The 23,396-nt window shown below is 57.7% G+C and carries 17 protein-coding genes; 3 read left to right on the top strand and 14 right to left on the bottom strand.

Annotated features, from left to right (window positions below):
* Nucleotides 1–142: 142 nt before the first annotated feature.
* Entirely contained in the window at nt 143–400 is a 258-nt protein-coding gene (locus tag GIW79_RS08680) for a hypothetical protein (RefSeq protein WP_034127196.1), read from the top strand.
* A gap of 84 nt (nt 401–484) precedes the next feature.
* Here GIW79_RS08680 and GIW79_RS08675 read toward each other — a convergent pair whose 3' ends face one another.
* Entirely contained in the window at nt 485–1,225 is a 741-nt protein-coding gene (locus GIW79_RS08675; protein WP_034127195.1) for a DUF599 domain-containing protein, read from the bottom strand.
* Between the two features lie 216 nt (nt 1,226–1,441).
* Here GIW79_RS08675 and GIW79_RS08670 point away from each other — a divergent pair, with 216 nt between their 5' ends.
* Nucleotides 1,442–5,203, top strand: coding sequence for a dermonecrotic toxin domain-containing protein (locus GIW79_RS08670; RefSeq protein ID WP_236455670.1), 3,762 nt, complete (start codon nt 1,442–1,444; stop codon nt 5,201–5,203).
* An 89-nt stretch (nt 5,204–5,292) separates the two neighbouring features.
* Here the strand turns inward: GIW79_RS08670 and brnQ are convergent, their stop codons facing one another.
* The 10 genes from brnQ to sdhC all read right to left on the bottom strand — a co-directional run bounded on the left by brnQ (nt 5,293) and on the right by sdhC (nt 18,412).
* Nucleotides 5,293–6,606, bottom strand: a complete 1,314-nt coding sequence (brnQ, locus tag GIW79_RS08665) for a branched-chain amino acid transport system II carrier protein (RefSeq protein WP_197900603.1) — start codon at nt 6,604–6,606, stop codon at nt 5,293–5,295.
* Between the two features lie 428 nt (nt 6,607–7,034).
* On the bottom strand, nt 7,035–7,916 hold the full coding sequence (gene sucD / locus GIW79_RS08660; protein WP_003190013.1) for a succinate--CoA ligase subunit alpha: 882 nt from the start codon (nt 7,914–7,916) through the stop codon (nt 7,035–7,037).
* Entirely contained in the window at nt 7,916–9,082 is a 1,167-nt protein-coding gene (gene sucC / locus GIW79_RS08655) for an ADP-forming succinate--CoA ligase subunit beta (RefSeq protein ID WP_003190011.1), read from the bottom strand. The genes sucD and sucC overlap by 1 nt, the downstream gene beginning before the upstream one ends.
* 204 nt (nt 9,083–9,286) lie before the next feature.
* On the bottom strand, nt 9,287–10,723 hold the full coding sequence (gene lpdA, locus GIW79_RS08650; protein WP_003190010.1) for a dihydrolipoyl dehydrogenase: 1,437 nt from the start codon (nt 10,721–10,723) through the stop codon (nt 9,287–9,289).
* A 98-nt stretch (nt 10,724–10,821) separates the two neighbouring features.
* A complete protein-coding gene (gene odhB / locus GIW79_RS08645; RefSeq protein ID WP_034127192.1) occupies nt 10,822–12,045 on the bottom strand; it encodes a 2-oxoglutarate dehydrogenase complex dihydrolipoyllysine-residue succinyltransferase in 1,224 nt (407 codons plus the stop codon).
* Between the two features lie 44 nt (nt 12,046–12,089).
* Nucleotides 12,090–14,921: a 2-oxoglutarate dehydrogenase E1 component gene (locus GIW79_RS08640; RefSeq protein WP_034127191.1), complete on the bottom strand. Its 2,832-nt coding sequence runs from the start codon at nt 14,919–14,921 to the stop codon at nt 12,090–12,092.
* A gap of 262 nt (nt 14,922–15,183) precedes the next feature.
* On the bottom strand, nt 15,184–15,888 hold the full coding sequence (locus tag GIW79_RS08635; RefSeq protein WP_003172807.1) for a succinate dehydrogenase iron-sulfur subunit: 705 nt from the start codon (nt 15,886–15,888) through the stop codon (nt 15,184–15,186).
* An 11-nt stretch (nt 15,889–15,899) separates the two neighbouring features.
* Entirely contained in the window at nt 15,900–17,672 is a 1,773-nt protein-coding gene (gene sdhA, locus GIW79_RS08630) for a succinate dehydrogenase flavoprotein subunit (RefSeq protein WP_010211741.1), read from the bottom strand.
* Between the two features lie 3 nt (nt 17,673–17,675).
* Entirely contained in the window at nt 17,676–18,044 is a 369-nt protein-coding gene (gene sdhD / locus GIW79_RS08625) for a succinate dehydrogenase, hydrophobic membrane anchor protein (RefSeq protein ID WP_003172805.1), read from the bottom strand.
* A complete protein-coding gene (sdhC, locus tag GIW79_RS08620) occupies nt 18,038–18,412 on the bottom strand; it encodes a succinate dehydrogenase, cytochrome b556 subunit (protein ID WP_014717729.1) in 375 nt (124 codons plus the stop codon). Before sdhC ends, sdhD begins: the two co-directional genes overlap by 7 nt.
* Before the next feature lie 365 nt (nt 18,413–18,777).
* Here sdhC and gltA point away from each other — a divergent pair, with 365 nt between their 5' ends.
* On the top strand, nt 18,778–20,067 hold the full coding sequence (gene gltA / locus GIW79_RS08615; RefSeq protein ID WP_014717728.1) for a citrate synthase: 1,290 nt from the start codon (nt 18,778–18,780) through the stop codon (nt 20,065–20,067).
* A gap of 246 nt (nt 20,068–20,313) precedes the next feature.
* Here the strand turns inward: gltA and GIW79_RS08610 are convergent, their stop codons facing one another.
* The 3 genes from GIW79_RS08610 to GIW79_RS08600 all read right to left on the bottom strand — a co-directional run bounded on the left by GIW79_RS08610 (nt 20,314) and on the right by GIW79_RS08600 (nt 23,364).
* Nucleotides 20,314–21,972 (bottom strand): cation acetate symporter, encoded by a 1,659-nt coding sequence (locus GIW79_RS08610; protein ID WP_236455153.1) that lies wholly within the window; start codon nt 21,970–21,972, stop codon nt 20,314–20,316.
* Entirely contained in the window at nt 21,969–22,280 is a 312-nt protein-coding gene (locus GIW79_RS08605; RefSeq protein WP_003190001.1) for a DUF485 domain-containing protein, read from the bottom strand. Before GIW79_RS08605 ends, GIW79_RS08610 begins: the two co-directional genes overlap by 4 nt.
* 232 nt (nt 22,281–22,512) lie before the next feature.
* On the bottom strand, nt 22,513–23,364 hold the full coding sequence (locus tag GIW79_RS08600) for a glycine betaine ABC transporter substrate-binding protein (RefSeq protein ID WP_003233255.1): 852 nt from the start codon (nt 23,362–23,364) through the stop codon (nt 22,513–22,515).
* Between the last annotated feature and the right edge of the window lie 32 nt (nt 23,365–23,396).

Below are 23,396 nucleotides of genomic sequence, written 5' to 3'. Positions count from 1 at the left end.
ATTAGTGTGAATTCGGCGGATTGGAATGACTGGGTAAAGTTCCTGTACGAAACATGCTATATATCTGTGGGACATAAGGAACTAATGCTGGCCCCTTGGGTTCGAAAGGCCAGTAGATATCTTCAATAAGGAGAAACACCCCATGCGTAAGACATTAGCTATTTCCATGATGCTGGCCGCTGCTCTCGGTCTGGCTGCCTGCGACAAGAAATCCGAAGACAAAGCCCAAGACGCTGCTGCACATGCTGAGCAAGCTCAGCAAGATATGGCTAAAGCACAGGATAAAGTGAACGACGCTGCGAAAGAAAACGCCGAAGCTGCCAAAGCTCAGGCCGAATCGAACGAAGCTGCTGCAAAAGAAGCTGCACCTGCCGCACCTGCAGAACCTGCCAAGCAGTAATCGCAGGGTTTGAAGCTGTATTGCAGCAAAAAGAAAGCCCGCTGACTAAGCGGGCTTTTCTTTGTCTGCGATTTACTGCCAGCGCTACGATGCGCCCTCTTTTACAGCGTCGACTGCTGGCATATCGGTCGGGGTATACACCATCACCTGCAATACATCGGAATGGAACTCGCGGCGGTACAGCACCAGCACCACCCCGCTGCTCATCAACATGAACAACCAGGGGCTGACAAACCAGGCCAGCATGGTCATGCCGAAGTAATACGCACGCAGGCCAAAGTTGAACTGGTTGGCCGCCATCGAAATCACCCGCGCCGCCCGCAAGGCAAATGCATTGCGCTCCTGCTCCGACACATGTCGTTCACCAATCATCGGCGCCGAGCCCACCAGCACCGCCGCGAAGTTGTACTGACGCATGCACCAGCTGAAAGTAAAAAACGCATAGACGAATACCAGGGCCAGGCACAGCAACTTGACCTCCGACATGCCCTGGGACGCCTGCTGCACCATCGGAATGTCTGCCAGCAACGACACCGCCCGCTCCGAAGCACCGAGCACGGTCAGGATACCCGCAAGGATGATCAAGGTACTGGAGGCAAAGAACGAGGCATTACGCTCCAGGTTGCCGATCACGCTGGCATCGGCGATGCGGTTATCGCGCAACAGCATGCGGCGCATCCAGTCTTCACGGTACAGGTGCAACACGCTGGCCAGGCAGGCCGTGTCCCGAGCCTTCCACGTTGCGTAACGGGTGTAGCCGCCCCAGCAGAGGATGAACCAAAGAGCGGCAAGCAGGTGGACTTGATTGGTTTCGACGAACGACATGCGGGTCCTTCTAAATGTGAGCCCGGTGAGTTGTGCAACAAATATCAAAACCCCGGCCGTACTACCTGTCTTTTATGAGAATTCCTGTTTCCAGATGTACATGAGCTGGGCCTTGGAACCAATAGAACGCCTCCACTCACTTAGTTGGCCCCAGGGCACGAAGCCTTGATCATTTCTCAGGCGGAAGGAACTGCATATCTATCCTTAGGATGTTAAATGCGCTCAACGTCTCTCTCCGTCAGCCAAACACCTGCACCGCAAGCGATCCAACTGTCCGTGGGCACAGCCTCTGAATCGACAACGCAACACCCGCCTTTATCGCATCACCCTCAGCCCAAGCCGTTGGGACTAGACCCGGATGATCGGATCAAAATCCAAGTAGCCGGCATAAAGCCAGTCGTTGCCAATGATACAGGGCCGAACGCAGTCGCCGCGCAATCCCAATTGATTGAGCAGCATCAGGCGTACAACCAGAAAATTATTGATTTACTCAGTCACCAGATGACATTCCAACGCTTCACCCAGGCTCAGTTGAAAAAAGCCTTTCCCCAGCTCACATCAATCGACCCGAACATTATCCACGTCAACACCTATCGAAAACAGCCGCCGGCAGAGCCCGTGCTGATTTCTACGCAAACCTTATCGGAGGCATTGCTCGAAAAAGTCGCGCAAGTCCACATAAACGCCGTCACTGGCACGCCCAACACTGAAGAGCACAGTGCCGACATACAAACGGGCTTTTACATTGACGGACCTGCGGGTGCTCCCCAAACCAGGTTGGAGCATCAGGGTTCCCTGCTGACGCTTGCACACGATATCGCAACCCGCTTTTCAGGCGCGCTCAGTAGCTACTGGAAAAGATCACCCGTAGGCTCCCCCAAGCAGCCATCACGTTCAGCCCAACTGCTCGCCCTGCATCGGCAAATGCTTTCCACCGAGGCAGCCCTGCGGGTTGAAGACGGAACCCTCAGCGAGGCTGGCAAAAAGTTGATCGACACCGCCTTTCAGTACCCCACCCTTGAAGCACGCGAGCGCGAACTTCCCGCAGGGGATCGGCCTGGGGTGTATCCGATCCGGATAGATGACAACTCCGCAAGCGGCGCATTTTTAGCCGGTTGTTTTCTTATCACTCGCAGCGACGGCTCGTCGGCCGAGGCACCTTACACCGCAAGTGACACCCGTAATATCGGGCTGGATGACACCACCGGGCCTGTAGTGCTTTACACCCCCGGGGACGGTTTCGAGGAGTTCGCGAGCCCTGGCAAAGCCCGCGAAGCATTGATGCAGAGAATCGATAATGATGACGAGAAGGCCAACCTGCTACTCAAAAGTCTACCGGTGTCGGTAGAGCACAGTCGAAACCCTCCGTGGGGTGATGATTTAATGCTGGGATTCGCCCCCGTCTGCGGCGACGTAGTGGCACAAACCTTTCCCCAGTTGTTGCAGCGACAGGCTGACGAGGTCAATGAAACCATGCAGGCCGGGTTCGCCCAAGCGCAAGCCGAAGCTGGCTCCTCTCGCACACCGTCGTTGCTCTCTGCCCAAACTGTCGAAACCATCAATGATGCAGCGGATCTTTCACTGCATTTCGATGGCAGTAATGCCCTGCTCGCACGCAATGAGCAACTGCACAACAAACTGCAGCCACAATGGCTTAAAGAACTGACTCCCCAACAAGAAACGAGCTATAGGGAGCTGGAGGAAGCACAGGATACAAGCCTTACGCACTTGCAAGCGCTATTGGCAAACATCCCGGCCCCCAACATTTTCGCCAAACAGTTGCTGGCCCAGGCGTTGAAAGCCAAGCTGCCGGACCGCTACCGGCACGAGGAAATAGACCCTGACCACGTGATGGTTCAGATGACCACACAGCAGTCGAGCAATCGCGGCCTTTTAGGTTCCGCAAACGCACCAAAGCCGAAGATCCACACCCGATCGCTTACCGACCTGACGCTCATGAACACAACGCCATGGCATGAACGCTCGCCGACGAGCACCTGGGCCGCTCGCGTCGTAAGTGCCAATGGAAAATACCTGCTGACCCTGGATAAGCCGTTTCTCGAGGACCTGATCAGCCAAACCGATGTGGGCGGCAAATACCTCAAACTACTGGATGACAAACTCAGCCCCACTGCCACCTCCGACGAAGCCAGGGTGCTGCCCGACGCGTGGAAAAACCATCTGAAGGCAAGGATGGCCAAGGACGCGTTCATCACCAGCCTGGATCCCGACGCCTATCTGAACAGGCAAAAAATCGCCGAACAATGGATCGAAGCGACGCTTGAGCATAGCGACTCCACCACCTGGCCAATCGTGAATGGTGCGTCCATCGTCTCGCATAGAGTGGTCCTGAACGGCAAACCCGTCCAGGGCATGATGGTCATCAAACCGACCAACCACCCCTCGCTGGTGCTGTACAGCCCGGATGCTCCCGACGGACGTCCTTTCAGAGAAATTGTGGACGAGGATCAACTTAACACGCTGCTGAACACGTCCGAGTGGATGTCCTACATGGATCAGCGGGTATCACCTGTTGATCGATACAATATTCACGACACCCTGTTTTTGCCTCAGCTCGGCACGTGGCTCAAGAAATTCGCGGCCGACCATGAAGCGGGCATCCGGCTGAAGCCGTTCAAAGGTAGCATCACTGAAAACCTGTACATGCAGGAGGTGGGGTTACTCAGAGGGAGAGCGTCGGTTGGGATGACAACCAGCGCAGAGATATCGGCCCGATCCACAGCCAACAAATTAATGTTCGCCGCAGACATAGCCCAATTCGTTCTAAGCCTCATACCGGTCAACGCTGGTATGTCAGCCACCAACAGGCTCTCCAAGGCTGCGCTAAGAACGTTGCGTACACCCGGACAAAGCCTGCCCAAGCTCCTCACCCAACCGGGACGCTGGGGGGCGGTGTACAACGACTTCGCCATGGCTGCGTCGGGTATCCCTTTACTCAAAAGGACCCCGTTGCGCCCAGTGTTCAGAACCCCTGGGCGCACGCTCCAACAGCGACTGACAATCACGGCAGGTACAAACGGTACGCCAAGCGGTCACGTCGTACCGGTTCCGGGTACGTCGATATCGGCCGGCCGCCCCTCAAGCATCCCGACTCAATTGCCGAACCCGGCCCACCCTGTACAGAACCGTGGGGACCTCGCCGCGCACGCACTGGATAATCAGCTACTGGCAGGAAAACCGCTCAGCGCCACCGGGCCACAACAAGTCGGTGAAAAATGGTTGATCCGTTACACCGATAACTCAGACGTGAGCAGGGTCTATCAAATAAGCCCAGCGTTCAAATTCGAATCAGGATTTGTAAACGTTATAAACCCCGAGACAAAGCGTCGGGTGGCTACGCTTTTGAACAAAGGGAACGGCGAATGGGTGCTAACCGGTTTGCCGGGAGGCGCCAAACTACCTCAAACGCTAGCCCCCCTACCGCAGCCTCATTCTGCCTCCTCGGCGGAAAACCTAGTGCCTGCAAGCAGCTCCTCCACCTCCGGCAGCTCGCGAATAGAGCCGCCCATTCGAAAACCACTTGCAGTGCTGGTCAATACCAGGGCTCGTGACCTGAACGCCGAGCTGCATCTGGCCGGAGCGGCATTGAACCCCCGAGCGGCCCGAGCGGAACTGGTTCGCATCACAAAGCCGGATGACCTGAAGGTTGTATTGAAACCCGACACAGTCAGCAAGTTCGTCTTCACTCAAGACAACCAACTGATCATCGGTACTATCGACAAAAGTGCACCGCCAAAATGGTTATCACATCCTGCCATCGCGGAAATCGGTGCTGGCAGTGGCCAATCAGAAAAGGTAGTCAGCGCAGGCTATATAAGGAAAGACGCCTTCGGGAAATTCCACCTTTCCGATGTCTCTGGACACTATCTACCCAAAAAAAGCGATTTAAGGCCCGCCCAGGAATATTTGAGGAACATGGGAGTGGATTCGACAAAGAGCAAGTTCCCGATACCCTGAAACAGGCAGCCTGGCTTGGCACTGCGTACAAAAAAGCCCCGGATCATTTGATCCGGGGCTTTTTAATTGCAGCGTATAAGTCAGCGGTTTTAAGCGATCGCTTCGCTGCGCTTGCCCAGCATACGGTCAATCACCACGGCCACGACCAGCGTCATCACCGACGGCACCAGCCACGCCAAGCCTTGTTCGCTCAACGGCAGGTTTACCAGTTGCGTAGGCATCCAACCCGCCAGGCCCGCACCCTTGAGTGCGTCGATGCAGCCAAAGATGAACGACACCAGCATCACCGGGCCGACAATACGGCCCTGTTCCTGCCAGAACCCTTTGCAGAAGCTCAAGGCCACCAACACGATGCACGGCGGGTAGATCGCGGTCAGCACCGGGATCGAGAAGGCAATGAGTTTGGTCAAGCCCAGGTTGGACACAAACAGCGAGAACAGTGCCAGGATCACCACCAGGGTCTTGTAGGACAGCGGCAGGATCTTGCTGAAGTACTCGGCGCAGGCACAGGTCAGGCCCACGGCGGTCACCAGGCATGCCAGGGAAATCAGCACGGCGAGGAAACCACTACCCAGGGAGCCGAACGTGTATTGCACATAGGCGTGCAGTACCGCCGCGCCATTGCTGGCACCCGCGGCCACGGCATGGCTGCCCGAACCCAGACGGAACAGGCTGACGTACACCAGTGCCAGGCCCACGCCGGCAATCAGCCCGGCAATGATCGCGTAACGGGTGATCAGCTTGGGCGACTCGACGCCACGGGAGCGGATAGCGTTGACGATCACAATGCCGAACACCAAGGCGCCCAGGGTATCCATGGTCAGGTAACCATTGATAAAGCCTTGGGAGAACGGCGCGACAACGTATTCCGGGGTGGCAACCCCCACCTCACCGGCGGGCAAGGCAAACGCAGCGATGCCGAGGATAGCCAGGGCGATGATCTTCAGCGGCGCCAGGAAACGGCCCACGGTGTCCAGCAGTCGCCCTGGATACAGGGAGACAAAGAACACCACCAGGAAATACACCGAGCTGTAGAGGAACAACGCCAACGGGCTTTCACCGGTCAAGGGCGCCAGGCCCACTTCAAACGATACTGTTGCGGTGCGTGGGGTCGCAAACAGCGGGCCCACTGCCAGGTAGGCCGCTGCCGCCAGCAGGCCACCGGCAATCTTGCCAATCGGGCTGCTCAGCGCGTCCATGCCACCACCGACCTTGGCCAGGGCGATCACGGTGACCACCGGCAAACCGACTGCGGTGATCAGGAAGCCCAGCGCCGCCATCCACACATGCGGCCCGGACTGCAAACCCACGATAGGCGGGAAGATGATGTTGCCGGCGCCCACGAACAGGGCAAAGGTCATAAAGCCCAGCGCCAGGATATCCTGGCTTTTCAACACTTTCATTTGAGGAAATACCACACTACTGAATCGGAATTTAGAGAGGGCTTCCCTATGGATGAGGGAAATGCTGCCGGCCCTTGTGGGGACCGACCGGTCTAGCGCGCAGCTTCCTTTTGGGACGCGGACGCATAAAGAGGCGGCTAGAGTACAGAATCAGGCTGACAAACGCACTGTTGCGGGGCGAACTGTCCGATAAGCGACATTTGAATGTCGCGTTTTCATACTTAATTGGGCAACACAGAACCCTGTGGGAGCTGGCTTGCCTGCGATGGCATCGACTCGGTTTGGCTGATGCACCCAGTTGTCTGTATCGCAGGCAAGCCAGCTCCCACATTGAACCGAGCACATTCGTCAATCTGGCTATATCCAGAATGCACAAAGGCCACCCGAAGGTGGCCTTTGTGTGGTGAAGCGTCAGCTAAGCGCGAGGCTTACTTGACAGCCCAACCGGTCAGCTCGGCCAGGGCCTTGCCGATGTCTGCCAGCGAACGCACGGTTTTAACGCCTGCGTCTTGCAGTGCAGCGAATTTCTCGTCTGCAGTGCCTTTGCCGCCAGAGATGATTGCGCCAGCATGGCCCATGCGCTTGCCCGCAGGGGCAGTCACACCAGCGATGTAGGAAACAACCGGCTTGGTCACGTGTGCCTTGATGTAGGCAGCCGCTTCTTCTTCAGCCGAACCGCCGATCTCACCGATCATCACGATCGCTTCGGTCTTCGGGTCTTCCTGGAACAGCTTCAGGATGTCGATGAAGTTGGAGCCTGGGATCGGGTCACCGCCGATGCCGACGCAAGTCGACTGACCGAAACCGGCGTCAGTGGTCTGCTTTACAGCTTCGTAGGTCAGGGTGCCGGAACGGGAAACGATACCGACTTTACCTGGCAAGTGAATGTGACCTGGCATGATGCCGATCTTGCATTCGCCTGGGGTGATCACGCCTGGGCAGTTAGGGCCGATCAGGACTACACCCAGCTCGTCGCACTTAACTTTAGCGTCCAGCATGTCCAGGGTAGGAATGCCTTCGGTGATGCAGACGATCAGCTTGATGCCGCCGAAGGCCGCTTCCAGGATCGAGTCCTTGCAGAAAGGAGCTGGAACGTAGATCACGCTGGCAGTGGCGCCAGTGGCTTCTACCGCTTCTTTCACGGTGTTGAACACGGGCAGGCCCAGGTGCTCGGTGCCGCCTTTGCCTGGTGTTACGCCGCCAACCATCTGGGTGCCGTATTCGATGGCTTGCTGGGTGTGGAAACTACCTTGCGAACCGGTAATACCCTGGCAGATAACTTTGGTGTCTTTATTGATCAGGACGCTCATTACTTGCCCTCCGCAGCTTTGACAACTTGTTGAGCAGCGTCGGTCAGGCTGGTAGCCGCGATGATGTTCAAACCGCTTTCTGCCAGTACTTTAGCGCCCAGTTCAGCGTTGTTACCTTCAAGGCGAACAACAACCGGGATTTTAACGCCGACTTCTTTCACTGCACCGATGATGCCTTCGGCAATCATGTCGCAACGAACGATGCCGCCGAAGATGTTGACCAGTACTGCGGCGACATTGGAGTCGGACAGGATGATCTTGAACGCTTCGGTAACGCGTTCCTTGGTAGCGCCACCACCTACGTCGAGGAAGTTGGCTGGCTTGCCGCCATGCAGGTTGACGATGTCCATGGTACCCATGGCCAGGCCGGCACCGTTGACCATGCAGCCGATGTTACCTTCCAGGGCTACGTAGTTCAGTTCGAACTTGGCAGCGTGCGCTTCGCGCGGATCGTCTTGCGACGGATCGTGGAAAGTCTTCAGCTTAGGCTGACGGTACATGGCGTTGGCGTCGATGTTGATCTTGGCATCGAGGCAGTGCAGATCGCCGTCAGCCTTGATCACCAGCGGGTTCACTTCCAGCAGGGCCAGATCGTGATCCTGGAACAGTTTGGCCAGACCTACGAAGATCTTGGCGAACTGGGCAACTTGCTTGCCTTCCAGGCCCAGCTGGAAAGCCAGCTCGCGACCCTGGAATGGCTGAGCGCCAACCAGTGGATCGATAGTGGCCTTCAGAATTTTTTCTGGGGTTTCGTGAGCGATTTTCTCGATGTCCACGCCACCTTCGGTGGAAGCCATGAACACGATGCGACGGCTCGAACGGTCAACGACAGCGCCCAGGTACAGCTCTTTAGCGATATCAGTGCACGATTCAACCAGGATCTTGGTGACTGGTTGGCCATTGGCATCAGTCTGGTAAGTCACCAGACGCTTGCCCAGCCACTGCTGTGCGAAGGCCTTGGCGTCTTCTTTGCTGCGAACCAGCTTGACGCCGCCCGCTTTACCGCGACCACCGGCGTGGACCTGGGCTTTGACAACCCACTCGCTGCCGCCGATTTTGTCGCAAGCTTCTGCTGCTGCTTCCGGGGTGTCTACTGCGTAGCCCTTGGAAACTGGCAGGCCGTATTCAGCGAACAGCTGCTTACCCTGATACTCGTGAAGATTCATGCTTTTTACCGTCTTCGTTAGGTACTGCGCATTCGGCGCTGCGCTCATTATGAGTGCCGCGCCACCTGTGACTGCTGCTTGCGCAACTTGCGGGGCTTATGGCCCGTAAAGCTGCGCAAGGCTGCGTCCAGCGGATATTCCGCGGTGAGTCTTGCGCGCAAGGCTCACGACGGGCAACTCCGCCGTGGTTTCTTATTATCTCGCTTAGCGCTTCTTGCGGTTGGCGATGTGGATGGCGCCGCCATTCACTGCCAACGCTGCTTCGTGCAACGCTTCGGACAGGGTCGGATGGGAGAAGACCATCATGCCCAAGTCCTCGGCACTGGTGCCGAATTCCATGCCGATCGCGCCTTGCTGAACCAGTTCTGCAGCGCTTGGGCCAATCACGTGGACGCCCAAAACGCGGTCAGTCTTGGCATCAGCGATGACTTTGACAAAACCACCGGTGTCGTTGGCTGCCATGGCACGGCCAGAAGCGGCAAACGGGAAGGTGCCGACGTTAACTTCAACGCCTTCAGCTTTCAACTGCTGTTCGTTCTTGCCGACCCATGCAATTTCCGGGTGGGTGTAGATAACCGATGGGATCAGGTCGTAGTTCATCTGGGTCTTGTGACCCTTGATGCGCTCAACAACCATGATGCCCTCTTCGGAAGCCTTGTGGGCCAGCATCATGCCACGAACCACGTCGCCAATGGCATAGACGCCAGGCACGGTGGTAGCGCAATGATCGTCAACGTGGATGAAACCACGCTCGTCGATGTTCACGCCGCTGTCGGAAGCCAACAGGTCATTGGTCACTGGGCGGCGACCAACGGCAACGATCAGCTTGTCGAAGGTGATGGTCTGCTCGCCGTCTTTATCGGTGTAGGTCACCACGACTTCTTCGCCGTTGACCTTGGAACCGGTAACACGGGCGCCAAGCTTGATGTCCAGACCTTGTTTGGTCAGGGTTTTCAGCGCTTCCTTGGAGACTGCAGTGTCAGCCGCCAGCAGGAACGTGTCCAGGGCTTCCAGCACGGTGACTTCAGCGCCAAGGCGCGACCATACCGAGCCCAGCTCCAGACCGATGACGCCAGCGCCGATCACGCCCAGGCGCTTAGGCACAGCCTGGAATTCCAGGGCGCCGGTCGAATCAACGATCACGTTGTTATCAACAGGAGCAGGCGGAATGTCGATTGGACGCGAACCTGGCGCCAGGATCACGTTTTCGGCTTCGATGACTTCAACCGAACCGTCTGGCTTGGTGACTTCAACTTTCTTGCCGGCCAGCAGCTTGCCGTGGCCTTGGATCGAAGTAACGCCGTTGGCCTTGAACAAGGTCGCAACGCCGGAAGTCAGGCCTTTGACGATGTTGGCTTTACGGCCGACCATTGCTGGTACGTCCATGGTCACGCCAGCATGGTTGATGCCGTGGATCGCGAAGCCGTCTTGGGCTTCGTGGAATTTCCAGGAGCTGTCCAGCAGCGCCTTGGACGGAATGCAACCCACGTTCAGGCAAGTACCGCCCAGCGCCAGTTTGCCTTCCTTGTCGGTGTATTTTTCGATGCAAGCAGTGGAGAGGCCCAGTTGCGCAGCCTTGATGGCGGCAACATAGCCGCCAGGGCCTGCACCAATCACTACAACGTCAAATTTCTGTGTCATGAAATAGATCCTCTATTAGCTTCAAGCGTCAAGCCACAAGCTGCAAGCCAAACTGCGTTTACTTGCAGCTTGCAGCTCGCAACTTGAAGCTGCTCCAATCAAATATCCAGGAGCAGGCGAGCCGGGTCTTCCAGCAGGTTCTTGATGGTCACCAGGAACGTCACGGCTTCTTTACCGTCGATCAGGCGGTGATCGTAAGACAGTGCCAGGTACATCATTGGGCGGATCACGACCTGGCCGTTGATGGCCATCGGACGCTGGATGATGTTGTGCATGCCCAGGATCGCGGCTTGCGGTGGGTTGACGATCGGCGTCGACATCATCGAACCGAAGGTACCACCGTTGGTGATGGTGAAGGTACCGCCGGTCATCTCGTCGATGGTCAGCTTGCCGTCACGGGCTTTCTTGCCGAAGCCAGCGATGCCGCCTTCGATTTCGGCCAGGCTCATCAGCTCGGCGTTACGCAGGACTGGAACCACCAGGCCACGGTCGCTGGAGACGGCAACGCCGATATCTGCGTAGCCGTGGTAAACGATGTCGCCGCCGTCGATGGAAGCGTTGACTGCCGGGAAGCGCTTCAGCGCTTCGGTGGCCGCTTTCACGAAGAACGACATGAAGCCCAGGCGCACGCCGTTGTGGGACTTCTCGAACAGATCCTTGTACTTCGAACGCAGGGCCATGACTTCGGTCATGTCGACTTCGTTGAAGGTGGTCAGCATCGCCATGTTCGACTGAGCTTCAACCAGGCGCTTGGCCACGGTGGCACGTACGCGAGTCATCGGTACGCGCTTCTCGGTGCGGTCGCCAGCGGCAAACACAGGCGCAGCGGCAGCAGGCGCTGCAGCCTTGGCAGGTGCGGCAGCCGGAGCGTTCTTCTTGGCTTCAACTGCGGCAACCACGTCTTCCTTGGTCACACGGCCATCTTTGCCGGTGCCCTTGATGGAAGCCAGGTTGATGCCGTTTTCTTCAGCCAGTTGACGCGCAGCCGGAGCAGCGATTGGATCTTCGCCACCGGCTGCCGGCGCAGCGGCAGGCGCCGAAGCAGCCGGTGCAGCAGCGGCAGGAGCAGGCGCTGCAGCAGCGCTGCCCTCTTCGATCGAGCCCAGTACCTGGTTCGACAGAACGGTAGCGCCCTCTTCAGCAACGATCGCGCCCAGCACGCCGTCAGCTTCGGCCAATACTTCCAGAACGACTTTGTCGGTCTCGATGTCGACGATCAGGTCGTCACGCTTGACGGCCTCGCCTGGTTTCTTGTGCCAAGTGGCAACGGTGCCATCGGCAACCGATTCCGGGAATGACGGGGCTTTGATTTCGATAGCCATTATCTGTAGGTCCTTAAAATTCGGTTTCAGTCAGCGCGAAGGCGTTAAACAGTGAAAGCATCTTGCAGCAGTTTTTCCTGCTGCTCGGCGTGCATCGACGCATAACCACAGGCAGGTGCAGCAGAAGCATCACGACCGGCGTACTCAAGGACCAAGGCCTTGTTGTGGTTGCCGATGCTGCGACGCAGATGATGCTGGCTGCTGTACCAGGCGCCCTGGTTCATCGGTTCTTCCTGACACCACACTACGTTCGTGAGGTTGGTGTAAGGCGCGATGATCTCCATGAGGTCATCTTCCGGGAACGGATAAAGCTGCTCGATACGCACGATGGCGATGTCTTCGCGGCCTTCGGCACGGCGTTTTTCCAGCAGATCGTAGTAGACCTTGCCGCTGCACAGGATCAGGCGAGTGACCTTGGCGGCGTCCAGCGTATCGATCTCTGGAATCACGGTCTGGAACGAACCTTGGGCCAGATCTTCCAGGGTCGAAACGGCCAGTTTGTGACGCAACAGCGACTTCGGCGTCAGCACCACCAGCGGCTTGCGCAGCGGACGGATCACCTGGCGGCGCAGCAAGTGGTAGATCTGGGCCGGGGTCGTCGGCACGCACACCTGAATGTTGTGCTCGGCGCACAGTTGCAGGTAACGCTCCAGACGGGCCGAGGAGTGCTCCGGGCCCTGACCTTCATAACCGTGTGGCAGCAGCATGGTCAGACCGCACAGACGGCCCCACTTGTGCTCGCCGCTGGTGATGAACTGGTCGATAACCACCTGGGCACCGTTGGCGAAGTCGCCGAACTGGGCTTCCCAGATCACCAGCGCGTTCGGCGTGGTGGTCGAGTAACCGTATTCGAACGCCAGTACGGCTTCTTCGGACAGGAACGAATCGTACAGGTCGAAACGTGGCTGGCCTTCGTAAAGGTTCTGCAACGGGATGTAGGTGCCCGCGTCTTTCTGGTTGTGCAATACAGCATGACGGTGCGAGAACGTACCGCGGCCGATGTCCTGGCCGGTCATGCGGATCGGGTGACCTTCGAACGCCAGGGTCGCGTACGCCATGGTTTCGGCGTAACCCCAGTTGATCGGCAGGCCGCCGGCTTGCATCTTCTGACGGTCTTCGTAGATCTTCGCAACCTGGCGCTGTACGACGAAGCCTTCGGGAATTTCCAACAGCTTGGCGGACAGTTCCTGCAACGTCTTCAAATCGAACGAGGTATCGTGACGGGCAGTCCAGGTGTGACCCAGGTATGGGCGCCAGTCAACGAACAGCTCTTTGTTCGGCTCCTTGACCAGGCTTTTCACTACATGCAGGCCGTTGTCCAGCGCGTTGCGGTATTCGTCGACTTTCGCCTGAACACGCGCATCGTCAACCACGCCGGCCTTGGTCAGGCTTTCGGCGTACAGCTCACGGGTGGTGCGCTGCTTGGTGATCTGCTGGTACATCAACGGCTGGGTGCCGCTTGGCTCGTCCGCTTCGTTGTGACCGCGACGGCGGTAGCAAACCAGGTCGATGACCACGTCACGCTTGAACTGCATGCGGTAGTCGACAGCCAGTTGGGTCACGAACAGCACGGCTTCCGGATCATCGCCATTCACATGGAGGATCGGCGCCTGGATCATCTTGGCAACGTCGGTGGCGTACTCGGTGGAGCGCGCATCCAACGGGTTGCTGATGGTGAAGCCCACCTGGTTGTTGATGACGATGTGAACGGTACCGCCGGTCTTGAAGCCGCGAGTCTGCGACATCTGGAACGTTTCCAGGACCACGCCTTGACCGGCAAATGCCGCGTCACCGTGGATGGAAATCGGCAGCACTTTCTCACCGGTGGCGTCGTTACGACGATCCTGGCGAGCACGCACCGAACCCTCGACCACTGGCGAAACGATTTCCAGGTGGGAGGGGTTGAATGCCATGGCCAGGTGAACTTCACCGCCGGTGGTCATCACGTTGGACGAGAAGCCCTGGTGGTATTTAACGTCACCGGAACCCAACTCGACCTTCTTCTTGCCTTCGAACTCGTCGAACAGCTCACGCGGGTTCTTGCCGAAGGTGTTGACCAACACGTTCAGGCGACCACGGTGAGCCATGCCGATCACGATTTCCTTGGTGCCATAGGAACCGGAACGCTGGATCAGCTCGTCGAGCATCGGAATCAGGCTTTCGCCGCCTTCCAGGCCGAAACGCTTGGTGCCTGGGTATTTGGTGCCCAGGTATTTTTCGAGGCCTTCGGCCGCGGTCACACGCTCCAGCAGGTGGCCGCGCACATCGGCGGACAATACCGGACGGCCACGCACGCCTTCCAGGCGGTGCTGGAACCACTGGCGCTGCTCGGAATCAGTGATGTGCGTGAATTCAGCGCCGATGGTGCGGCAATATGTCTGCTGCAACGCTTCGTGAATTTCGCGTAGGCTCGCTTCCTCTTTGCCGATGAACAGGTCGCCGGCACGGAAGGTCGTATCAAGATCGGCATTGGTCAAGCCGTAATGATTGATCGACAGGTCTGCAGGTGCAGGACGCTGCCACAGCCCCAGCGGGTCAAGCTGGGCTGCCTGGTGGCCACGCATACGGTAGGCCTGGATCAGTCGCAGTACTTCAACTTGCTTCTTCTCGTGCTCACTGCTCACGCTGCCGGCGGAAACCGGTTGGGCGCGGCGCTGGTTCTTTGCCAGCAGCACGAACTGATCGCGAATTGTTGCGTGCGATACATCGGTGGCAGCGTTGCCGTCTGAAGACAACGTCTGAAATTTGGTGCGCCATTCTTCTGGCACAGCGTTAGGGTCGTGCAGGTAGAGCTCATAAAGCTCTTCCACATAGGCAGCGTTACCACCTGAAAGATAGCCGCTGTTCCACATGCGCTGCATCACGCTTTCTTGCATGCTTGGTCACCCTCGATTTGGGGACACCACCGGCGAAAACACCGAGTCTGCTTGCAAAAGGCCAAGTGCAGCGACCAAAACAAGCCACTTAGGATCACGCTGATAGTTCGGGTACCAACCCGAATGCCCCTGCTTGTCTCATTTCTTCAAAATAAGAGCCGCGGCTTTGTAAGTCGCTGCTCAAGTTAAAACTACGGCGCCGGTTGAAGCCTGCGCCGTAGCATTTACGGGCACAACGGTCCTGCTTTTACTACAACGTCAGTTACACGCCGCTCTGCAGCAGCATGTTACGGATGTGACCAATGGCCTTAGTCGGGTTCAGGCCTTTAGGACATACGTTGACGCAGTTCATGATCCCGCGGCAGCGGAATACGCTGAACGGGTCATCCAGCGAAGCCAGACGCTCGGACGTCTTGGTGTCGCGGCTGTCTGCCAGGAAGCGGTAGGCTTGCAGCAGCGCAGCTGGACCCAGGAACTTGTCCGGGTTCCACCAGAAGGACGGGCAGGATGTCGAGCAGCAAGCGCACAGGATGCACTCGTACAGGCCATCGAGCTTTTCACGTTCTTCCGGGGACTGCAGACGCTCGATGGCCGGAGCCGGCGTGTCGTTCTGCAGGAACGGCTTAACTTTCTCGTATTGCTTGTAGAAGATGCTCATATCGACGACCAGGTCACGGATAACCGGCAAACCTGGCAGCGGACGAACGATCAGCTTGTTGCCTTTGACCACGGCGGACAGCGGCGTGATGCACGCCAGGCCGTTTTTGCCGTTGATGTTCATGCCGTCGGAACCGCACACACCTTCACGGCAAGAGCGACGATAGGAGAAACCCTCGTCCTGCTCTTTGATCAGTGCCAGTACATCCAGCACCATCAGGTCTTTACCACCGGTATCGACCTGGAATTCCTGCATGAACGGCGCAGCGTCCTGATCAGGGTTGTAGCGATAAACACTGACTTTCAACATGGCAGCCACCCTTAGTAAGTCCGAATCTTCGGTTCAAACGTCGGCACCGTCTTCGGCGAGAAGTTCACGGCACGCTTGGTTACGCGCTTGTCACCCGGGAAGTACAGGGTGTGGCACAACCAGTTTTCGTCGTCGCGATCTTCGAAGTCTTCACGAGCGTGAGCACCACGGGATTCTTTACGAACCTCGGCGGCGATCGCCGTCGCTTCAGCCACTTCCAGCAGGTTTTGCAGTTCAAGGGCTTCGATACGAGCGGTGTTGAACGCCTGGCTCTTATCGTTGATCTTGACGTTGGCGATGCGCTTGCGCAGGTCAGCCAACTGGGCGATGCCCTTCTGCATGTATTCGCCGGTACGGAACACACCGAAGTAGTTCTGCATGCAGCTTTGCAGCTCGCGACGCAGGGTTGCTACGTCTTCGCCATCAGTGCGCTCGTTCAGAGCGTTCAGACGCGCCAGGGCAGCTTCGATGTTGGCGTCGGTGGCGTCATCGTATTCGATGCCGTCAGTCAGCGCTTTTTCCAGGTGCAGGCCGGCCGCGCGACCGAATACCACCAGGTCAAGCAGCGAGTTGCCGCCCAGGCGGTTGGCACCGTGAACCGATACGCAAGCCACTTCGCCTACCGCGAACAGACCATGGATGATCTCGTCCTCGCCTTCGGCGTTCTGGGTGATTGCCTGGCCGTGAATGTTGGTCGGCACGCCGCCCATCATATAGTGGCAAGTTGGAACCACCGGAACCGGAGCAACTACCGGGTCAACGTGGGCAAAGGTCTTGGACAGCTCGCAGATACCAGGCAGGCGGCTGTGCAGCACTTCTTCGCCCAGGTGATCGAGCTTGAGCAGTACGTGGTCGCCATTCGGGCCACAGCCGTTACCGGCGATGATCTCTTTAACCATCGAACGAGCCACAACGTCACGACCCGCCAAGTCTTTGGCGTTCGGAGCATAACGCTCCATGAAACGCTCGCCGTGCTTGTTGATCAGGTAACCACCTTCACCACGGCAACCTTCGGTCACCAGTACACCGGCGCCGGCGATGCCGGTCGGGTGGAACTGCCACATTTCGATGTCTTGTACCGGTACGCCAGCACGCAGAGCCATGCCGACGCCGTCACCGGTGTTGATCAGGGCATTGGTGGTCGACGCGTAGATACGACCTGCACCACCGGTCGCCAGCACAGTAGCCTTGGCGCGGATGTAGGTGGTTTCACCGGTTTCGATGCAGATGGCGATCACACCGACGAACTCGCCTTGTGCGTTCTTGACCAGGTCTACCGCGTAGTACTCGTTCAGGAACGTGGTACCGGCTTTCAGGTTGCCCTGATAAAGGGTGTGCAGCAGCGCGTGACCGGTACGGTCGGACGCAGCGCAGGTACGGGCAGCCTGCCCGCCTTTACCGTAGTCCTTCGACTGGCCGCCGAATGGACGCTGGTAGATACGGCCTTGCTCGGTACGGGAGAACGGCAGACCCATGTGGTCCAGCTCGAACACCGCGGCCGGGCCTTCCTGACACATGTATTCGATAGCGTCCTGGTCACCGATGTAGTCGGAACCCTTGACGGTATCGTACATGTGCCAGCGCCAGTCATCGTTCGGGTCGGCGGAGGCGATGGCGCATGTGATGCCACCCTGGGCCGATACGGTGTGCGAGCGCGTCGGGAACACCTTGGTGATCACGGCAGTCTTGTGACCGCCCTGAGCCAGCTGCAGCGCAGCGCGCATGCCCGCACCGCCGCCACCAATAATGATGGCGTCGAATGAAATAGTTGGAATGTTAGCCATGAATCAGATACCCCAAAGAATCTGCACACCCCAGACGAAGTAAGCGAACATCGCAACGCCGCATACTGCCTGGAAGAGGAAACGTACTGCAGTCGCGGACTTGCCCAGCGCCATCGGCGTCAGGTAGTCAGTCGCGATGGTCCACATGCCAACCCAGGCGTGAGCGCCCAGGGCTACAAGGGCCAGCAGACTGAAGATTCGCATCGCATTGTGGGAAAACAGGCCGTGCCATTGCTCATAGCCGATGCCCGGGTTTGCGACGAGGTATCCGATCAGGAAAATGAAATAAGCCGCGAGAACGACCGCAGACACACGCTGTGCCATCCAGTCATAGAGGCCCGAACGCGACAGATTCGTTACGCTGGTTACCATATCCAAACTCCTGCCAGAACGATCAGCACCACGGAAATGGCGACGATGATTTTCGAGCCCAGGCGGCCGCCTTCCAGCGTCTCACCGATGCCCATGTCCATGATCAAGTGGCGCACACCGGCTACCAGGTGATACAGAAGAGAGGACAGGAGGCCCCATGCTACGAACTTGGCCAGCGGGCTGGTCAAGCATGCCTTCACCTCGGCGTATCCTTCCTCGGAACCCAGGGATTTGCTCAATGCATAAAGCATGATGCCCAAGCCCAGGAACAGGATGATGCCGGAAACACGGTGCAGGAACGACGTAACGCCGGTGATGGGGAGTTTGATGGTCCTTAGGTCTAGGTTTACAGGTCGTTGGCTATTCACGGCTTTTTTTCACACTGAAGAGCCCCTAACAATCAGGGCAAAGTTGTTGGGGAGTGCGACTGGTCAGGTAAGCACCACCCAGGGAGTGCGACCCCCAATGAAAGCAAGCCCAAAAGCCCTTGGCGGTCGGTGGCCGAGTATAGACAGTTAGGTTACTAATGACAACGCGCACACCTCACCCTAATAGCTGATTGCGCTGGCGGGATAAAAGGCGTAAATGGCAGTCAATTTCGACGAAAAAGTACGGTTAAAGCCTTCTGGCGCAAGACTTTAGGCAAATTGACATCTGGATTTATATCAATATAGTGGTGCGGGCCCTGCGTGGGGGGTCTGTCTGATGATTTGAAGCATAAATAGGAGGCCACATGGCTGACAAAAAAGCGCAGTTGATCATCGAGGGCGCAGCCCCCGTCGAGCTGCCCATTTTAACCGGCACCGTTGGTCCCGATGTTATCGACGTACGGGGCCTGACGGCCACGGGCCGTTTTACTTTCGACCCAGGCTTCATGTCGACCGCTTCCTGCGAGTCGAAGATCACCTATATCGATGGTGACAATGGCATTCTGCTTCATCGCGGCTACCCGATCGAGCAACTGGCTGAAAAGTCGGACTACCTGGAAACCTGCTACCTGCTGCTAAATGGCGAATTGCCAACAGCCGAGCAGAAAGCCCAGTTCGTCAGCACCGTGAAGAACCACACCATGGTTCACGAGCAGTTGAAGACCTTCTTCAACGGCTTCCGTCGCGACGCCCACCCGATGGCCGTCATGTGCGGTGTAGTAGGCGCCCTGTCGGCCTTCTATCACGACTCCCTGGACATCAATAACCCGCAGCATCGCGAAATTTCCGCGATCCGCCTGGTTGCCAAGATGCCTACCCTGGCCGCAATGGTTTACAAGTACTCCATGGGCCAACCCATGATGTACCCGCGCAACGACCTGACGTACGCGGAAAACTTCCTGCACATGATGTTCAACACCCCGTGCGAGATCAAACCGATCAGCCCAGTGCTCGCCAAGGCCATGGACCGGATCTTCATCCTCCACGCCGACCACGAGCAGAACGCTTCCACCTCTACCGTGCGCCTGGCGGGCTCTTCGGGTGCCAACCCGTTCGCCTGTATTGCCGCCGGTATCGCCGCACTGTGGGGCCCTGCCCACGGCGGTGCGAACGAAGCCGTATTGACCATGCTCGATGAAATCGGCGATGTGTCCAACATCGACACCTTCATCGCCAAGGCCAAGGACAAGAACGATCCGTTCAAGTTGATGGGCTTCGGTCACCGGGTCTACAAAAACCGCGACCCGCGCGCTACCGTCATGAAGCAGACCTGCGACGAAGTGTTGAAGGAACTGGGCATCAAGAACGATCCGCAACTCGAACTGGCCATGCGCCTGGAAGAGATCGCCCTGACCGACCCGTACTTCATCGAACGCTCGCTGTACCCGAACGTCGACTTCTACTCGGGGATCATCCTCAAGGCGATCGGCATTCCAACCAGCATGTTCACCGTGATCTTCGCCCTGGCGCGGACCGTGGGCTGGATCTCCCACTGGAAAGAAATGCTCTCCAGCCCGTACAAGATTGGCCGCCCGCGCCAGCTGTACACCGGCTACGAGTCGCGTGACATCACCAAGCTGGAAGACCGCAAGTAAGCATTCAACTGCTTAGCTGCATTGAGAACGGCCTCCCTTAGTGGAGGCCGTTTTTGTTGGTGTGGCCTGATCTACCGTCATCGCAGGCAAGCCAGCTCCCACATTGGACCGCATTCCAACAAAAGGACACGGCCCAGCGTGGGAGCCGGGCTCGCCCGCGATGAGGCCAGCCCAGGCGACACAAAAAAGCCAAGCAAAAAAATACCCCGGCCTTGCGACCGGGGTATCTCTTATGCAGCTGACGACTTAGTGATTAACTGCCCCACTCGCCCCCAGGCCAGTCTGCGAACGCACGAACTGCGGGAAGTACAGCGCACGCTCTTTCTCTGCCGCCGCCGACTTGTCGGTGATGGAGAAGAACCAGATGCCGACGAACGCAATGATCATCGAGAACAGCGCCGGGTACTCGTACGGGAAGATCGCCTTTTCATGGTGCAGGATCGACACCCAGATGGTCGGACCGAGGATCATCAGGCCTACGGCGCTGATCAAGCCCAGCCAACCGCCAATCATGGCACCACGGGTGGTGAGGTTTTTCCAGTACATGGAAAGCAGCAGCACCGGGAAGTTACAGCTGGCAGCGATAGAGAACGCCAGGCCGACCATGAACGCGATGTTCTGGCTTTCGAACAGGATACCCAGGCCGATGGCCAATACACCCAAGGCTACGGTGGTGATCTTCGACACGCGAATCTCATCTTTCTCGTTGGCCTTGCCTTTCTTGATCACGCTGGCATACAGGTCATGGGACACCGCCGAAGCACCCGCCAGGGTCAAGCCGGCAACCACCGCCAGGATGGTGGCAAACGCCACGGCCGAGATGAAGCCCAGGAAGATACTGCCACCCACCGCGCTGGCCAGATGCACCGCCGCCATGTTGTTACCACCAAGCAAGGCGCCCGCTGCATCCTTGAACGCCGGGTTGGTGCTGACCAGCAGGATCGCACCGAAACCGATGATGAAGGTCAGGATATAGAAGTAGCCGATGAAGCCGGTTGCGTACAGTACGCTCTTACGCGCTTCCTTGGCGTCGCTCACCGTGAAGAAGCGCATCAGGATGTGCGGCAGGCCAGCGGTACCGAACATCAGTGCCAGGCCCAGGGAGAATGCCGAGATCGGGTCTTTCACCAGGCCGCCGGGGCTCATGATCGCTTCACCTTTGGGGTGAACCTTGATCGCCTCGGAGAACAGCATATTGAAGTCGAAGTTGACGTGCTTCATCACCATCAGCGCCATGAACGAGGCACCGGACAGCAACAGTACCGCCTTGATGATCTGCACCCAGGTGGTCGCCAACATGCCGCCGAACAGCACGTACAGGCACATCAGGATACCCACCAGGATCACCGCCACATGGTAATCAAGGCCAAACAGCAGCTGGATCAGCTTGCCCGCGCCAACCATCTGCGCGATCAGGTAGAACGCCACCACCACCAGCGAGCCACACGCCGACAGGCTGCGGATCTGGGTTTGCCCCAGGCGATAGGACGCCACGTCGGCAAAGGTGTATTTGCCCAGGTTACGCAAGCGCTCGGCGATCAGGAACAGAATGATCGGCCAGCCCACAAGGAAGCCGATCGAGTAGATCAAGCCGTCGTAACCGGAGGTGAACACCAACGCGGAAATCCCCAGGAAGGACGCCGCCGACATGTAGTCACCGGCAATCGCCAGACCGTTCTGGAAACCGGTGATCTTGCCGCCCGCCGCATAGTAGTCCGCCGCCGACTTGTTGCGCTTGGACGCCCAATAAGTGATGCACAGGGTGGCGCCGACAAACGCGACGAACATCACAATGGCCGAGATGTTCAGCGGTTGCTTGTGCACTTCACCGGTCAATGCGTCCGCCGCCCAAACGGCCGGAGCCAACAGCGAAGCACCGAATAGAGCCAATAGACGCCGGATCATTGCGCAGCCTCCTTGAGAATCGCATTGTTCAGGTCGTCAAATTCGCCGTTGGCCCGACGCACGTAGATGCCTGTGAGAATGAAGGCCGACACAATCAGCCCGACGCCCAGGGGAATGCCCCAGGTAATCGAGGAACCAGGGCTGATCTTGGCCCCCAGCACTTGTGGCCCGTAGGCAATCAACAGGATGAAAGCGGAGTAAAGCCCTAGCATGATCGCCGAGAGAATCCAGGCGAACCTTTCCCTTTTCCTGACCAGCTCCTTGAAACGCGGGCTGTTTTGAATCGAGAGGTAAATGCTGTCGTTCATTGTTTTTATCCTCGCAGCACAGCTTTTTATTATTTTGGAACGTATCCACTGTATGCGGCTGCGCAATGGGTTCCAGACGACCTTAGTAGTAGATCGAGCTTAGCGAGGATTTGTAAAAAGTGTAGGAGCGAGCTTGCTCGCGAAAAACGTCAACGATAACGCGTTCATTCTGGATGATCGCGGTGCCTGTGCGTTCTTCGCGAGCAAGCTCGCTCCTACAATTGGGGCGGGGTTATTTAGCAGTCCATTCGGCGACGCGCTCGGGGTGCTTGGCTACCCAGTCCTTGGCCGCGGCGTCCGGCTTGGCGCCTTCTTGAATCGCCAGCATGACTTCACCGATTTCATCCTTGGAGGCCCACTGGAATTTCTTCAGGAAGGCTGCGACTTCCGGCGCTTTCTTCTCCAGGCCCTTGCTGCCGATGCTGTTGACGGTTTCAGCAGCACCATAAATCCCTTTTGGGTCGTCCAGGAAACGCAGTTTCCACTTGGCGAACATCCAGTGCGGCACCCAACCGGTGACCGCAATCGACTCCTGCTTGTCTTCGGCGCGGGTCAGTTCGGCAATCATCGCCGCACCCGAGCTGGCTTGCAGTTTGTAGTCCAGGCCATATTGCTTGATAGCTTCGTCGGTCTTGAGCATTACGCCTGAACCGGCGTCGATGCCGACGATCTTGTTCTTGAAGGTGGTATCGGTCTTGAGGTCTTCAATGGACTTGGCCTTGACGTATTCAGGCACGATCAGGCCGATCTTGGCGTCTTTGAAGTTGGGGCCGTAGTCGACCACCTTGTCCTTGTTCTTGGTCCAGTATTCACCGTGGGTTACAGGTAGCCAGGCGGAAAGCATGGCATCGAGCTTGCCGGTGGCGACGCCCTGCCACATGATCCCGGTGGCAACCGCTTGCAGTTTTACGTCGTAGCCGAGCTTTTGCTTGATCACCTCTGCCGCCACATGAGTAGTGGCCACGCTGTCGGACCAGCCGTCCACGTAGCCGATGCTCAGGGTCTTGCTGTCGGCACTGGCCAGTGTGGAGCCCATCGCAACTACCAGAGTGGCAGCTGCGCCCAAGAGTCGTCGCATCTTCATAGTACTTCCCCGAAAGTGCTGCGCCCGACGGA

It is taken from the genome of Pseudomonas sp. PA-7-1E (assembly GCF_021605325.1).
Taxonomy (GTDB): Bacteria; Pseudomonadota; Gammaproteobacteria; order Pseudomonadales; family Pseudomonadaceae; genus Aquipseudomonas; species Aquipseudomonas fluorescens_BV.
The sequence above is the reverse complement of the archived record's forward strand: the minus strand, read 5'-3'. Positions and strand labels throughout refer to the sequence as shown.